Genomic DNA, 15,709 nt, shown 5'->3' on the forward strand with positions numbered 1-15,709 from the left:
GGTTATTGCAATTCCGGGTGGGAAACCAGGCAGGCGGTAGCTGCGCCTATGATACCGGCATGGTTCTGTAATCCAGCGGGGATCACCGGGGTATCTACAGTAATATAATCCTTGAATTCCTCCCAGTCTTTAGAGGTGCCCCCGCCCAGGATAATGGTGTCCGGAGATACGATCAGCTCCACCAGTTTCAGGAACTTATTGAAACGTTTCCCCCATTTCTTGTAGCTGAGGTTCTCCCGCTCCTTGGCGGAAGCCGCGGCCCAGGTTTCGATTTTATCGAATTCCTTGTAGGGGATCTGCCCCAGTTCGAAGTTCGGGATAAGCCGGCCATCCAGGAAGGCGCCGCTTCCCAGGCCTGTACCAATGGTGATCATCACTACAAACCCTTTCATGTCCCGCCCAATGCCGTAATTCATGGCGGCATATCCGGCGGCGTCGGCATCGTTGATGACGGTAAAATCGTTCCCGGTGGCAGCTGTAAAGAGTTCTTCCACGTTTTGCCCTACCCAGGATTTGTGGAGGTTGCCCTTAGATTTGCAGACCCCGTTTTTGATCACGGACGGGAACCCGCAGCCTACGGGTCCTTTATAGCCGAAATGCTCCACGATCTGGGCCACAACCTCGGCCATGGCTTCGGGTTTTCGGGGTTGGGGGGTTGGGATTCGGAACCTGGGGGAGCGCATCTCTCCCGTTTCCATGTGGATCATGGCCCCTTTGATTCCGGAGCCGCCCACATCAATGCCAAGTACTTCCATTAAGGGTTCGATTGGTTGGTGCAAAGTAACAAAAAAAGATGTTCCCTTGGTTGGGAGCGTCTTTTAAGGGGACAGGCAGGCAGAGGCACAGTCTGGCAGAAACAGCAGCCTCAGCCGGCTTTCTGGATGACCTCGAAAACCTTGCTGCCGTCGCATTTCAGGGTCTTGGAGGGGTATTTCAAAATAAGGGCATAGTCGTGCGTGGCCATCAGGATGGTACGCCCGGCCTTGTTGATTTCCTGCAACACCTTCATGACCTCCACACTGGTCTGGGGGTCCAGGTTCCCGGTGGGCTCGTCGGCCAGGATAAGTTCCGGGTCGTTCAGCAACGCCCGGGCAATGGCAATACGCTGCTGCTCGCCCCCGGAGAGTTCATGGGGGAACTTAAAGCCTTTGGTCCCCATCCCCACCTTGTCCAGTACTTCCCCGATGCGTTTATCCATGGTTGCGGCATCTTTCCACCCGGTTGCCTTCAGGACAAACAGGAGGTTGTTTTTGACATTGCGGTCTGGGAGCAATTTGAAATCCTGGAAGACTATCCCCAGTTTGCGCCTCAAAAAGGGAATGTCTTTCTCCTGCAGGGTCTTCAGGTTGAAGCCCACAATACGGCCGTGGCCTTCCTTGAGCGGGAGGTCTGCGTAAAGGGTCTTCATAAAACTGCTTTTTCCGCTCCCCGTCTTCCCGATCAGATAAACGAATTCCCCCGGGCGCACGTCCAGGGTTATGTCGTTGAGGATCATGTTTTCCTGTTGGTAGACTGCCACGTCCTTCAGGGTTAAAACCGGCTCTGCCATACGTCTGTATTGTTGATATAAAAGTAATAAGTTCCCGCAATCCGGGCGGGAGAAAAAGCATAAAATCCCTTTTCTTCGGGTTGCCCTGCATACGTAAAAAGCGGATTTCACGTTATAAGAGGTAATTCGGTTTCGACCTAACCTACAGAGAACACCATGCGAATCAAGTATACCGCCCTGCTGGCCCTTGCCGGTGTCTGGACGGCCGGCTTTGGCCAGGCATCCCTGCTGCATACCCATCCGGATAAAACCTACCGGGAGGCCCTCGCCCTTTACAACAACAAGCAATACCAGGCGTCCCAGACCCTTTTTGAAACGGTGCTGGCGGAAACCTCTGACCCTGAGGTGGAGGCCAACAGCGCCTATTACATCGCCAATGCAGCCGTCCGCCTGAACCAGGTTGGGGCAGACCGGCTCATGGAGGATTTTGTGGACCAGTATCCCACATCGGTCCGCCGCAATGCCGCCTTTATGGACGTGGCCGATTATTACTTCGAGAACGGACGGTATCCCAATGCCCTGAAATGGTACAGGAGGGTTGAGACCTATTCCCTCTCGCGGAAGGAGCGGGAGCGCTACGATTTCAATATGGGGTATGCCCTGTTTTCCTCCAACAAACCCGGGGAGGCGGAGCGCTACCTGCAGCGCGTGAGCAATTCCCAGCAGTACGGGTCCCAGGCCAAGTATTACCTGGGGTATATCGCCTACCAGCAGGACGATTACGAAGGGGCAAATGCCCGGTTCGACCAGATTACCGACCCCCAGCTCCTGGAGGAAAAACTCTCCTACTACCAGGCCGATATGAATTTCAAGCTGGGGCAGTTCGAGCAGGCCATTGCCCAGGCCCAGAAACAATTGCCCAAATCCGACCGGAGGGAAGCCTCCGAACTGAACAAGATTATCGGGGAGAGTTATTTCAACCTGGGGCAGTATGCCGAGGCCGTGCCGTACCTGGAGCAGTATAAAGGCAAACGCGGGCGGTGGAGCAATACGGACTACTACCTCCTGGGCTATTCCTTCTACAAGCAAGGGGACTACGCTTCTGCCGTCCAGCAATTCAACAAAATTATAGGGGGGGAAGATGCCGTGGCCCAGAATGCCTATTACCACCTGGCCGAGTGCTATCTGAACCTGGAGAAGAAACAGGAGGCGCTCAATGCCTTCCGCAATGCCTGGAGTATGCCCTTCAGTGAGGAAATCCGCAGGGATGCCCTTCTGAATTACGCCCGCCTGAGCTATGAAATCGGGAACCCTTACGAGCCGGTCCCCGGCGTGCTGGGTACCTTCCTGAGGGAATACCCGGACAGCGAATACAAAACCGAGATCCAGGAACTTCTGGTGGATTCCTATATCACCTCCCGGAATTTCCGCGGGGCGATGGAATTGCTGGAGGACAACCCCCGGTATGCCAGCCCGGCCACCTATCAGAAGGTCGCATTCTATCTGGGGGTGGAGTTGTTCCTGGAAGAAGACTACCAGGAGGCCCTGAGCATCTTCGATAAAGCCGCCCGATCCGGTGCAGACCTGGTTTTTACTGCCAGGGCCTTATACTGGAAAGGGGAAACAGCCTATGCCCTGGGGGACTACGAGCAGGCCCTGGGGGCTTTCCAGGCTTTCCGCAATGCCGGCCAGGCCCGTAACCTGGAGGAATTCGGCCAGCTCGATTACCAGATGGGCTACGCCCACTTTAAACTCAAGCAGTACGGGCCCGCAGCCGAACGGTTTAGTGCCTACGCCGCATCCGCTGCCCCGGGACCCAGGAAGACCGATGCCCAGATGCGCCTCGGTGACAGTTATTTTGTAGGCAGCCGGTACCGGCAGGCCATAGAAGCCTATGATATGGCCCTCTCCTCGGGGAGCTCCGAGCGGGATTATGCCGCTTACCAGAAGGCGATGAGCTATGGCTTTCTGGGTCAGGAAGACAATAAACGGGAAGGCCTCAGTACGTTTATCGGCCGGTTCCCTGCCTCCAGTCTCAAGGATGACGCCCTTTTTGAACTGGGAGGTTCCTACGCCAACGGCGGGCAGGATGCCCAGGCGGTTGGTTTCCTGGACCGGCTCATCGCAGAACACCCCAAAAGCCCTTTGGTGGCTTCCGCCCTGATGCGCAAAGGCCTCATTTACTATAACAGTGGCCGCAACAACGAAGCCCTGGAGGCTTTCAAGACCGTGGCGGCCAACTACCCCGGGAGGCCAGAGGCCGTCCAGGCGGTAAATACTGCCCGCCTGATATACGTGGATATGGGGCAGGTGGACCAGTATGCGAGCTGGGTACGCGGTCTGGATTTTGTGGAGATCACCGACAGCGAGCTGGAGGCGGCGGCCTATGAGGCGGCCGATAAGCCCTGGGTGGAAGGTAATACGGATGCTGCCCGCAGGGGTCTGGAGAAGTACCTGCAGCAATTCCCGGCCGGGGTGAACCACCTGGAGGCCCGTTTCAGGCTGGCGCAGCTCTACTATGCGGACAACCGCGCCGGGGAAGCCCTGGAACTGTACCGCACCGTTGCCGATGCCGGGAGCGGGGAGAGCGGGGAACAGGCCCTGACACGGGTTTGCGAAATTCTTGTTTCCCGGGGCGAAACCCGGGAGGCACTTCCCTATCTGGAACGCCTGGAGGCAACCGCCGATATCCCCCAAAACCGCACTTTTGCCCAATCCAACCTTATGAAGGGGTATTATGAAGGGGGCGACTACCCCAGGACCCTGGCCTATGCCGAAAAGGTCCTGGCCAGCCCGTCGTTGGACGACCGGATCCGCTCCGATGCCCAGGTCATGATTGCCCGCTCTGCCTGGCAGACCTCGGACTTCGACCGGGCACGCACTGCCTATGCCCGGGTTTCCGAAATCGGGACCGGGGCCGTGGCAGCGGAAGCACTGTACTATGAGGCCTACTTTAAACGGCAGGATGGCGCCCTGGAAGCTTCCAACGCAGCGGTGCAGCGCCTTGCCCGGGATTTTTCCGCCTACCGGGAATGGGGCGGGAAGGGACTCCTGCTTATGGCCCGCAATTTCGACGACATGGAGGATGCCTTCCAGGCGACCTACATTCTGGAGAACGTAATCTCCAACTTTAGCGCCTATCCGGACCTGGTGGGGGAGGCCAGGACGGAACTCGCAGCCATTAAGGCGCGGGCATCAGAGAACAATGCCTCGGTTAATCCTCAGGACAATGAATAAGAAAAGAGACATGACGATCAGGACCCGGATTGCAGCAATTACGCTGGCCCTAATGGGCGTGACCGTGGGGCTTGCCCAGGACGACGATTTGGGTACGGAAACCGTTACCGTGGTGCGTTCCTATACCCCCACAGTTTCGGATGCCCGTAAGATCAATACACTGCCGGCCATCAATGATTCCATAGAAATGCGCAAGAGGCCGGTGGCCTACAGTATTTTTTCGGTGCCGGTGGCCTCTACTTTTACCCCGGCCAAAGGACAGGCTGCGGCCGTAGAACGAGCCACCCCGGAAAAACTCTACAATAGCTACGCCTCCCTGGCCCTGGGCAACTACAACAATGCCTTTGCCGACTTCTACCTGAGCCGGGATTTCGACAGGGGCGGCAAGCGGTTCGACCTGGGCCTGAACCATTTCTCCTCCCGGGGCGACATAGAAGGTACCCCTTTGGATACGGATTTCTATAACACGGAACTGGACCTGACCTTTACCCGGCAGGACCGGGACTGGAACTGGAATGTTTCTGCCGGGGCAGAGCACCGCAGGTATAACTGGTACGGACTGCCGGAGGGCCTGGTCACCCCGGAACAGGCCGCCGGTCTGGATGCGGTCCAGGATTATCTGGGGGCTGAGGTCAGCGGACGCCTGCGCGTGGAAGACGCCTATTTTCAGGAGGCCCAGGTACTCGCCCGGCATTTCAGGGATGCGGTCTCTTCTGCGGAGAACCGGCTGCAGCTTTCGGGGATGTTCTCGTTCCCGCTAACCGAGGAGTCCCTGGATGTGGGGGCCGAACTCGATTATGTAGGGGGGCATTTCGACAATGCGGACCAGGGGCAGTTTTTCAACGGTGACGAAATCGACTACAGCTCCCTTATAGCGGGTGTTCGCCCCGGTCTGGTCATGCTTCGGGACAACCTGAAGCTACACCTCGGGGCGCGTATTATGGCCGGGCTGGACCTGGAAAACAGTGAAAGCAATTTTTACATCTATCCCGATATACGGGCTTCCTACCGGCTGCTGGATGAAACCGTGGTGGCTTTTGGCGGGGTGGAAGGCGGCCTGCAACAGCAGTCGTACTACGCCTTCAGCCGGGAAAACCCGTTTGTTTCCCCCACCTTGCAGGTGCGCCCTACAGACCGGCAGTACGAGGCCTACCTGGGCCTTAAGGGACAGCTGAGCAGTACCCTGAGTTATTCGGTTAAGGGGAGTTACACCGCTGAGAATTTCAGGCCGTTGTATATCCTGAACCCCCAGAACCCTTCCCGTGGCGATGAGAAGGCCTACAATTACGGTAACTCCTTCCGGGTGTTTTACGACGATATCAAGACTCTCGGCCTGTTCGGCGAACTCCAGCTCACCCTCCAGCGGAACTTTACCCTGGGGGTCAATGCATCCGTTTACGACTACGACACCGAGACCGACAACCCGGCCTGGAACCTGCCGGCCCTGGAAGCCGGCCTGACCCTGGACTACCAGATGGATTCCGGCTGGTATATGGGCGCGAATCTCTTCTACGTGGGGGAGCGCGAGGATTTCCTTTCGGTGGCGGCACCCAACACGGCCCCCGAGGATTTCCCGGCGCAAATCATAACCCTCGATGGGTTTTTCGATGCCAATGCCCACCTGGGCTACCGGATTAACCCCCAGCTCTCCGTCTATGCCCAGGCCAGCAACCTGGCCAACAACGACTACCAGCGGTGGGCCCAATTCCGTGTACAGGGATTTCAGGTCCTGGCCGGGGTGAGCTATAAATTCGATTTGTAAGGCGGGGAGGGTTCCCTGGTCGTATAAGGGTCCCCCTTGGCCGAAAAACGGCCGTCCTCAAGGGGGAAAGATGTACCTTTATCCTACAACAACCTTTTTGTTTTGGTACGACCTAACCCCTCAGCAAACCGCCTGGTTCCCGGGATGGGATTCCGGGTTTTCATCCACGCCATCGCTGTGGCAGTTCTTTCAGCCGCTTGCAGTTCGGAACGCGCCGAACCTGTTGGCGAGCCGGATACAGATGGCGATGGCCTTTCTGACCTTCTGGAAACTTCCCGCGGCTCGGACCCGCGAAATCCATGCGATCCGCCACAGCCCGCGGGGTACACAGGTTACGATGCAAACAGTACATTTTGGTCGGCCGCCGACTGCGATGTGGATGGCCTTTCGAACGGTGCTGAGTTGGAGGGTGGCTCCAACCCCTATCAGAATGAGGCCCTGGATTCCGACGGGGACGGCATCCCGGACCTGGAGGAAGCGGCTGCTGGTTCGGATCCTGAAGACCCGTGTAGCCCGGCCCATGAACCCGGGTATGTGGGCTTCGACCCTGAAAACCCGGCCTGGGCCGCTGCAGATTGCGATGCTGATGGATTTTCCAACGGGGAGGAGTGGGAAGACGGGACCAATCCGTACGAGGTGGAAACCCTGGATACCGATGGGGACGGGATTACCGACCGGGATGAAACGGTGGGCGGCACCGACCCCTCTAACCCCTGCGACCCTGTGCAGACTTCCGGATACGAGGGCTTCGACCCCGGGAATCCTGCCTGGGGTGCTGCGGATTGCGATGCGGACGGGCTGTCTAATGCGGCGGAACTCACCGATGGCCTCGATCCGTATACAGACGAGCGGGTTTTTGCCAGTACCGAATGGCAGCCACTGCTTTCGCAAATGGGTATCTTCAAGGCTCCCTTAAGTGACCTTGCCCTGGAACGCACAGCATACGCCTATGCGCTTACCACCCCGCTTTTTACAGATTATTCCCGGAAACTGAGGACTATTTCCCTGCCCAAAGACGGGCAGATGGCCCTAATGGGCGATGGGTTGCTGGAATTCCCGGAAGGCACCGTCATCACCAAGACCTTTTTCTACTTCCAGGATGAGCGAAACCCCGGCCTCGGCAAGCGCATCATCGAAACCCGGGTCCTGCTCCTGAAGAACGGGGTTTGGGAAGTGGGCAACTACCTCTGGGACGAAAACCAGGCCGATGCGGTCCTGGACCCCAACCGCCATGTGCTCAATGTGGAGTGGACAGACCTCCAGGGGCAGGTCCGGTCTGCCGGCTATGTGGTACCCAATACCAATAATTGCATCATGTGCCACAGCAACTACGGCAGCAACCGCCCCATCGGCCCCAAGGCCCGTGCCCTGCGCCCTGAGGAAGGGGGAGGCAATTTGCTCCAGGCTTGGATCGATGCCGGGGTTCTGACTGAAAACGTACCCCTTTCTGCTATAACCCCGCTGCCGGACTGGTCCGACCCTGCCCTGGGCCTGGAGCCGAGGGCAAGGGCGTATATGGACATGAATTGCGCCCATTGCCACCAGCCCGGGAGTAATAATTATTTTGGCATGTTGGACCTGCGTTACGAGACCTCATTGTCCGCTTCGCAGATCGAATTCTATGCCTTTGCCATTACCGACAGGATACAATCCCCGATTTCAAGCATTAAGATGCCCCTGATCGGGACCAGTATTCCCCACGAAGAGGGCATAGATTTAATTAACGCCTATATCGATACCCTCCAGTAGGAAATCGGACCGAAAGAGGCCCTGCGTGAAGCTGCAATGGATATATCTGGCCCTGGCCCTGTCCGCCTCCGCCGCGGGTAACGGGCAAAACCTCATCCCCAACCCGGGGTTCGAGGAGCATGCCCGGTGTCCTGCCGCCATGGGAAACCTCAGTGAAGACCTCCCCGGGTGGAAGGCACCAACGGCAGGGTCCACCGATTATTTCCACGCCTGCAGTACGGTCATGGCAGTCCCCGGGAACTTCAACGGGAGCCAGCCCCCGGCAGAAGGACAAGCTTATGCCGGCATGTATTTTTTTGCCCCCGGCGACTACCGGGAATACCTGCAGGTAGGCCTGACCGAGCCCCTTGCCCCGGAGGTTACCTATGTGCTGTCCTTCCGGATAAGCCTGGCTGAAAACTCGGATTATGCCCTCAGTGAGGTGGGGGCTCTCTTCAGTACCCATCCCGTATCAGCTCCCACAAAGAAGGTCCTGGGGCGGAAATACTGGCATGCGGCCAAAGGTGCCCGAGCCTTTCTGGAAACCATCCCATCCGGAGGGTTTTATTCAGACACGGGAAACTGGATGGGCCTTACCCTGGAATACAAGGCCAGGGGAGGGGAGCGCTACCTGACCGTGGGCAATTTCAAACCGAATGCCCGGACCAGGAAGCAACGGACCCCGGGGGGGAGCAACAAAGGTGCCTACTACTACCTGGATGCGTTCAGCCTGATGGACCCCAATGCACCGGCTCCGATTAAAGGGGAAGAGAAAACCTTTCCCATAGGGGAGATGCAGGTTTTGCCGGGCTTGTTGTTCCATTTCGATACGGCGGATTTACGCCCGGAGGGAAAGGAATTGCTGGACGGGCTTTACTTTCAGATGCAGCGGGATACCGCTTTGCAGGTAGCGCTCTATGGGCATACGGACCGCCTGGGCAGCCCGGCCTACAACCTGGCCTTATCGGAAGCCCGGTGTAGATCGGTGGCGGCCTACCTGACAGGGAAGGGATTGGCATCCCGGAGGATCCGATGGGAGGGGCTCGGCGCCGCCCGCCCGGTAGCAGGCAATGATACCCCCGAGGGCAGGACCCGGAACCGGAGGGTAGAGTTTCGCCTGTATTACGCCCTTTCCCGGGAGGAGTAACCCGGGCGATTCCCTATATTTACCTTTCGCATGAGGTAAGTGCCTAAACCAGGAGAACACATGATCAGAAGACTTTCAGCCCTAGTTACCCTTTTTGCCATAGCGGCGTGCGCCCCTGAAAAGGAGGCTGCAGACCTGGTGGTATTCAACGCCACCGTTCATACGGTAGACGCCAATAACCCCATAGCCGAGGCCTTCGCGGTCCGGGATGGCCGTTTCTTAAAAGCCGGTACTACCGCCGAAATCCTGGAAGCGTATAAAGGGGCAGCGCAGCTGGATGCCGGGGGGCAGGTCATTGTCCCGGGACTCATAGACGCGCATTGCCACTTCTATGGGCTGGGCCTGAATGAGGAAGCCGTAGACCTGGTGGGGACCGGCAGTTTTGAGGAAGTCCTTGAAAAAGTCGTTGCCTTTTCCCGTGAAAATCCGTCCACCCACATCTATGGCCGGGGGTGGGACCAGAATGACTGGGAGGTAAAAGAGTTTCCGGATAAAACAGAACTGGACAGGTTGTTCCCGGAGACCCCTGTGGCCCTGGAGCGCGTGGACGGGCATGCCTTGCTGGTAAACCAAAAAGCCCTGGATATGGGGGGCATTACAGCCGAAACCCGCGTCCCGGGCGGTGAGGTCGTCCTGAAGGATGGGGAACCCTCCGGCGTCCTGGTAGACAGCCCCATGGACCTGGTCATGTCCCGCTGGCCCGGGCCCAGCCGCGACCAACAGATCCGCGCCCTGAAGCGGGCCGAGGAGATCTGTTTCTCCCACGGGCTTACCACAGTAAACGATGCAGGCCTCAGCCCGGATGTTATCGGGCTGATAGACAGCCTGCAGCAATCCGGGGACCTGGTGATCCGCGTTTATGCCATGGTCAGCAATACCCCGGAAAATCTCGATGTCTTCCTGGACCGGGGCATCCTGAAAACCGACCGCTTAACGGTGCGCTCGGTAAAAGTCTATGCCGATGGCGCCCTTGGTTCCCGCGGGGCGGCACTTAAGGCACCCTACTCGGACAAGCCCGGGCATTTCGGGGCCATGATTACCCCGGCGGACCAGCTCGAGTCCCTGGCCACCCGCATTGCCGCTGCGGGCTTTCAGATGAACACCCACGCCATTGGGGACTCGGCCAATGTAGCCGTCCTCAGGGCTTATCGCAAGGCCCTCACGGGCGTGGAGGACCCCAGGTGGAAGGTGGAACACGCCCAGATCCTCGATACCGCGGACCTGGCTTACTTCGGCCCCAAGGTGCTGCCTTCCGTGCAGCCTACCCACGCCACCAGCGACATGTACTGGGCCGAGGACCGCCTGGGGGCAGACCGTATGCCCGGGGCCTATGCCTTTGCCAAGCTCCTGAAGGCTTCCGGGATGGTGGCCCTGGGGACGGATTTCCCGGTAGAGCAGGTTAACCCCATGCTCACCTTCTATGCCGCGGTGGCCCGCAAGGACAACGCCGGTTACCCGGAAGGCGGGTTCCAGATAGAGGATGCCCTTTCCCGGGAAGATGCCCTGAAGGGGATGACCCTCTGGGCTGCCTACTCCAATTTTGAAGAAGGGGAAAAAGGAAGTATCGCCCCTGGCAAATGGGCCGATTTTACCCTGTTGGACGCCGATCCGATGGCGGTCCCGGAAGAGCGCCTTAAAGACATCCGTATAAACGGTACCTGGGTGGCCGGCAACCGGGTTTTCGAATAAAAAAAGCCGGGGGAAACCCCGGCTTACTTCGCTTTGCGAAATGTATGGTCTTACATGGTAATGGGCACGGCTACGCGGGTTTTATCCCACCCCATAACCATATGTACCCCACCTTCTACTTCCTTAAAGGCGATGGAAAACGGTTCCAGGGAGTCCTCTCCCATACCTGCGGCTACGGTTACCCGTGCCAGGTCTGCGCCCTGGTCATAGCTGTAGGCACCCCACTGGTTCAGGCTTTTGTTCAGGATTACGGTCCACTCCTTTTCTCCGGGAATGGAGAACAGGGAATAGGTGCCTGCCGGGATATCGGTACCGCCGAAATTCACATCCTTGTAAAAAGTAATTTCGGTGGACTCGTTGGCCCCGGTCCGCCAGATCTTGCCATTAGGGGCAAGGGTAGCGATAGAACGCCCCTTTAGCTGGGGGCGGCTGTAGATGACACGGACCACTTTTTCAGGGGCTCTGCCCGGATACAGGGCCATGTCCATAGGGCTCTTGTCGAGGCCGCTGAATTCCTGGGCACTCAGGGAAACGGTTGATGCCATGGCAATGGCCATGACGGCTAATCGGATTGTATTTTTCATCGATGCTGGTTTAGAGGCCTAAAACTAATGCCTTTTTGGGAAGCCCGATTTTAAAAGGGCGTTAAAATTTACCGGCTTACATTTTTCACGATGGTATTCCTTTACCAAATGGAATAAGAACGATATAATACAAAAGGAAGAATTATTATTAAAATATGTAATCAAAAAAGCTGTTAATGTTTAAAATAAGGATTATTAAATTCATATTTGCCTTATAAATACTACAATATGTGTGGAATAGTTTGTGCTTTCGATCTGAAGCAACCGGCAGAAACCTTGAGACCTCAAATACTGGAGATGTCGCGGCGCGTACGGCACCGTGGTCCGGACTGGAGCGGGGTGCACGCTACCGATAAGGCCATCCTCGCCCACGAGCGGCTGGCTATTGTAGATCCCGCTTCCGGGAGGCAGCCCCTGCTTAGTCCGGACGGCCAGCTGGTTTTGGCGGCCAACGGGGAAATCTACAACCACAGGGAGCTGCGCCAACGCTATAAGGATACCTATGCCTTCCGCACGGCTTCCGACTGCGAAGTGATCCTGCCGCTTTATCGCGAAAAAGGTGCGGCTTTCCTGGACGATCTCAATGGAATTTTTGCCTTTGCCATTTACGATAGCGAGGCTGACCGCTACCTGATTGCCCGCGACCATATGGGTATTATCCCGCTTTATATCGGGTGGGACCAGCACGGGACGTTTTACGTCGCCTCGGAACTCAAGGCCCTTGAAGGCACTTGCACGAAAATTGAGCTTTTCCCTCCCGGTCATTACCTCTCCAGCGAGGAAGACGGCTTCCAAAAGTGGTATGCGCGGGACTGGCAATCCTACGAAGCGGTGAAGGAGAACTCCACAGATATAGACGAATTGCGCCAGGCCCTGGAGGATGCGGTCCACCGGCAGCTGATGTCCGATGTACCCTATGGGGTCCTGCTATCCGGCGGGCTGGATTCCTCCATAACCTCTGCAGTAGCCAAGCGCTTTGCCGCAAAGCGGGTGGAAAGCGACGATGCGGATGAGGCCTGGTGGCCCCAGCTCCATTCCTTCTCCGTAGGCCTGGAAGGGTCTCCGGACCTCGCGGCAGCACGGAAGGTGGCCGACCATATCGGGACGGTCCACCATGAAATCAAGTTCACCATCCAGGAAGGATTGGACGCCATCCGCGACGTGATCTACCACCTGGAAACTTACGACATTACGACGGTGCGGGCTTCCACCCCCATGTACCTGATGGCCCGGGTGATTAAGTCCATGGGCATCAAGATGGTGCTGTCGGGAGAAGGGGCAGATGAGCTATTCGGGGGGTACCTGTATTTCCACAAGGCCCCCAGCCCTAAGGATTTTCACGAAGAAACCGTCCGCAAGCTGGACAAGCTCCACATGTACGACTGCCTGCGCGCCAATAAATCCCTTGCTGCCTGGGGGATTGAGGGCCGGGTCCCCTTCCTGGACAAGGAGTTTATGGATGTGGCCATGCGCCTGAACCCCAGCGACAAGATGATCACCCAGGGCCGGATGGAGAAATGGGTCCTGCGTAAAGCCTTTGAGGAGTACCTCCCGGAAAGCGTAGCCTGGCGCCAGAAGGAGCAGTTCTCGGACGGGGTGGGATACAGCTGGATCGATACCCTGAAAGAAGTGGTAGCCCGGGAGGTGACCGACGAGCAACTCGAAAATGCCCGCTTCCGATTCCCCCTCCAAACGCCCACCAGCAAGGAGGAGTACTACTACCGGAGCATTTTTGAATCCCACTTCCCAAGCGATGCCGCTGCCCTGAGCGTTCCCCAGGAGCCCTCCGTGGCCTGCAGTACCAAAATAGCCCTGGAATGGGACGAGGCCTTCCGCAATATGAACGACCCGTCCGGGCGGGCTGTGGCCCGTGTCCATGCGGATGCCTATGTAAAGTAACAAGGGAAGCCTTTCCGGCCCCGAAATGCCGGGGAGGCCGTTTTGTTGGATTAGTCAGAGAAAGGCACCGGTTTCCGGTGCTTTTCGCATTCAGGAGGAGGGTCTTTTTTCCACAAATTTTGTTGATAACTTCGAGGGGCCTAAACCTCCCGAAAGGGCCTGTTTGAAGGGGTATTTCCTATATTTGTGGGATTGCAAAATTGCACTGAAAACAACCCGTATCAGCAATGAGTGAAGAACAGCAGAAGAAAAGCTATTCGGCGGATAGTATCCAGGCCCTTGAGGGCATAGAACACGTGCGCATGCGCCCTTCCATGTACATTGGAGACGTGGGCGTCCGGGGGTTGCACCACCTGGTTTACGAGGTGGTGGACAACTCCATTGACGAAGCCATGGGCGGGCACTGCGATACCATTTCCGTTACCATAAACGAGGACAATTCCATTACCGTTGAGGACAACGGGCGGGGGATCCCCGTGGACCTGCATAAAAAAGAGGGCGTTTCAGCCCTTGAGGTCGTTATGACCAAGATCGGGGCCGGGGGAAAATTCGACAAGGATTCCTACAAAGTCTCAGGCGGATTGCACGGGGTAGGGGTTTCCGTGGTGAATGCCCTCTCGGACCACCTGAAGGCGACCGTCCATAGGGACGGCAAGATCTGGGAACAGGAATACCAGCGTGGCCGGACGATGTATCCGGTAAAGAGCACCGGTACCTCCGATAAAACGGGTACCGTGGTCACCTTCCACCCGGATGACCAGATCTTCCAGGATTCCATCGTCTACAATTACCTGACCCTGGCCAACCGGATGCGGGAGCTGGCCTACCTGAACAAGGGGATAACCATCAGCATCACCGACCGGCGGGAAAAGGACAAGGACGGGGCTTACCTGAGCGAAACCTTCAGCTCCGAGGAAGGCCTCAAGGAATTCATCCGCTTCCTGGACGGGAACCGCGAACCCCTCATCCAGGAGGTGATCTCCATGGAAGGGGAAAAAAGCGGTATTCCCGTAGAGGTGGCCATGGTGTACAATACCTCCTATACGGAGAACCTGCACTCCTATGTGAACAACATCAACACCCACGAGGGTGGGACCCACCTTTCCGGGTTCCGGCGGGGGCTCACCACCACGCTGAAAAAATATGCGGACTCCTCCGGGATGCTCGACAAAATCAAGTTTGAGGTCTCCGGGGATGACTTCCGGGAAGGGTTAACGGCCATTGTTTCTGTAAAGGTGGCAGAACCCCAGTTCGAGGGGCAGACCAAGACCAAACTCGGAAACCGCGAGGTCTCAGCTGCGGTGAGCCAGGCGGTATCCGAGATGCTGACCAACTACCTGGAGGAGCACCCGGACGACGCCAAACGCATTGTGCAAAAGGTAATCCTGGCGGCCCAGGCACGCCATGCGGCGACCAAGGCGCGGGAAATGGTGCAGCGCAAGAACCCCATGAGCGGCGGCGGCCTGCCCGGGAAACTGGCAGACTGTTCCGACCAGGACCCGGAACGCTGCGAGCTGTTTCTGGTAGAGGGGGATTCGGCGGGCGGAACCGCCAAAATGGGCCGCGACCGAAATTTCCAGGCCATCCTCCCGCTGCGGGGTAAAATCCTCAACGTGGAAAAGGCCATGCAGCACAAGGTCTTCGAAAACGAGGAGATCAAGAATATCTATACGGCCCTGGGGGTTACCATCGGGACCGAGGAGGACAGCAAGGCCCTGAACCTGGAAAAACTCCGCTACCATAAAATCGTGATCATGTGTGATGCCGATGTGGACGGAAGCCATATCGAAACCCTGATCCTGACCTTTTTCTTCCGCTACATGCGGGAATTGGTGGAAAACGGTCACGTATACATCGCTACCCCGCCGCTTTACCTGGTGAAGAAAGGTTCCAAGAAGCGCTATGCCTGGAACGACAAGGAGCGGGATGCCATTACCGAGGAATTCGGGGGCAGCGGCGTGGGTATCCAGCGCTACAAGGGTCTCGGGGAAATGAATGCCGAGCAGCTTTGGGAAACCACCATGAATCCGGAGGGCAGGACCCTGAGGCGGGTGACCATCGAAAATGCGACGGAATCCGACCGCATCTTCTCCATGCTCATGGGGGATGAGGTGCCCCCAAGGCGCGAGTTTATCGAGAAAAATGCCGTCTATGCCAACATTGATGCATAAGAA

The 15,709-nt window shown here is 57.3% G+C and carries 10 protein-coding genes; 7 read left to right on the plus strand and 3 right to left on the minus strand.

Annotated features, from left to right (window positions below):
* Positions 1 to 2 precede the first annotated feature (2 nt).
* Both ppgK and CA832_RS10810 read right to left on the minus strand, forming a co-directional pair.
* The gene (ppgK, locus tag CA832_RS10805; protein ID WP_088341628.1) at positions 3 to 755 is read right to left on the minus strand and encodes a polyphosphate--glucose phosphotransferase; all 753 of its coding nucleotides are present in this window, start codon (positions 753 to 755) and stop codon (positions 3 to 5) included.
* 110 nt (positions 756 to 865) lie between these two features.
* Positions 866 to 1,549, minus strand: coding sequence for a cell division ATP-binding protein FtsE (locus tag CA832_RS10810; protein ID WP_088341629.1), 684 nt, complete (start codon positions 1,547 to 1,549; stop codon positions 866 to 868).
* A 156-nt stretch (positions 1,550 to 1,705) separates the two neighbouring features.
* On the opposite strand from CA832_RS10810, the gene CA832_RS10815 reads away from it, so the two are divergent.
* The 5 genes from CA832_RS10815 to CA832_RS10835 all read left to right on the plus strand — a co-directional run bounded on the left by CA832_RS10815 (position 1,706) and on the right by CA832_RS10835 (position 11,052).
* Complete coding sequence (locus CA832_RS10815; RefSeq protein WP_088341630.1) at positions 1,706 to 4,726, plus strand: tetratricopeptide repeat protein; 3,021 nt, start codon at positions 1,706 to 1,708, stop codon at positions 4,724 to 4,726.
* A complete protein-coding gene (locus CA832_RS10820) occupies positions 4,719 to 6,488 on the plus strand; it encodes a TonB-dependent receptor domain-containing protein (RefSeq protein WP_233131789.1) in 1,770 nt (589 codons plus the stop codon). Before CA832_RS10815 ends, CA832_RS10820 begins: the two co-directional genes overlap by 8 nt.
* 102 nt (positions 6,489 to 6,590) lie before the next feature.
* Positions 6,591 to 8,237 (plus strand): hypothetical protein, encoded by a 1,647-nt coding sequence (locus tag CA832_RS10825; RefSeq protein WP_143542377.1) that lies wholly within the window; start codon positions 6,591 to 6,593, stop codon positions 8,235 to 8,237.
* Positions 8,238 to 8,262: 25 nt separating this feature from the next.
* A complete protein-coding gene (locus CA832_RS10830; protein ID WP_088341633.1) occupies positions 8,263 to 9,363 on the plus strand; it encodes an OmpA family protein in 1,101 nt (366 codons plus the stop codon).
* A 60-nt stretch (positions 9,364 to 9,423) separates the two neighbouring features.
* On the plus strand, positions 9,424 to 11,052 hold the full coding sequence (locus tag CA832_RS10835) for an amidohydrolase (protein ID WP_088341634.1): 1,629 nt from the start codon (positions 9,424 to 9,426) through the stop codon (positions 11,050 to 11,052).
* A 50-nt stretch (positions 11,053 to 11,102) separates the two neighbouring features.
* Here CA832_RS10835 and CA832_RS10840 read toward each other — a convergent pair whose 3' ends face one another.
* Positions 11,103 to 11,636 carry a DUF2911 domain-containing protein gene (locus tag CA832_RS10840; RefSeq protein ID WP_198944478.1) on the minus strand — a complete coding sequence of 178 codons (534 nt, stop codon included), beginning with the start codon at positions 11,634 to 11,636 and terminating at the stop codon, positions 11,103 to 11,105.
* Positions 11,637 to 11,864: 228 nt separating this feature from the next.
* Here CA832_RS10840 and asnB point away from each other — a divergent pair, with 228 nt between their 5' ends.
* Entirely contained in the window at positions 11,865 to 13,535 is a 1,671-nt protein-coding gene (asnB, locus tag CA832_RS10845; RefSeq protein WP_088341635.1) for an asparagine synthase B, read from the plus strand.
* Positions 13,536 to 13,762: 227 nt separating this feature from the next.
* Positions 13,763 to 15,706 (plus strand): DNA topoisomerase (ATP-hydrolyzing) subunit B, encoded by a 1,944-nt coding sequence (gyrB, locus tag CA832_RS10850; RefSeq protein WP_088341636.1) that lies wholly within the window; start codon positions 13,763 to 13,765, stop codon positions 15,704 to 15,706.
* The last annotated feature ends 3 nt before the right edge of the window (positions 15,707 to 15,709 follow it).

The organism is Robiginitalea sediminis (assembly GCF_002198115.1).
In the GTDB taxonomy this organism is placed as follows: Bacteria; Bacteroidota; Bacteroidia; order Flavobacteriales; family Flavobacteriaceae; genus Robiginitalea; species Robiginitalea sediminis.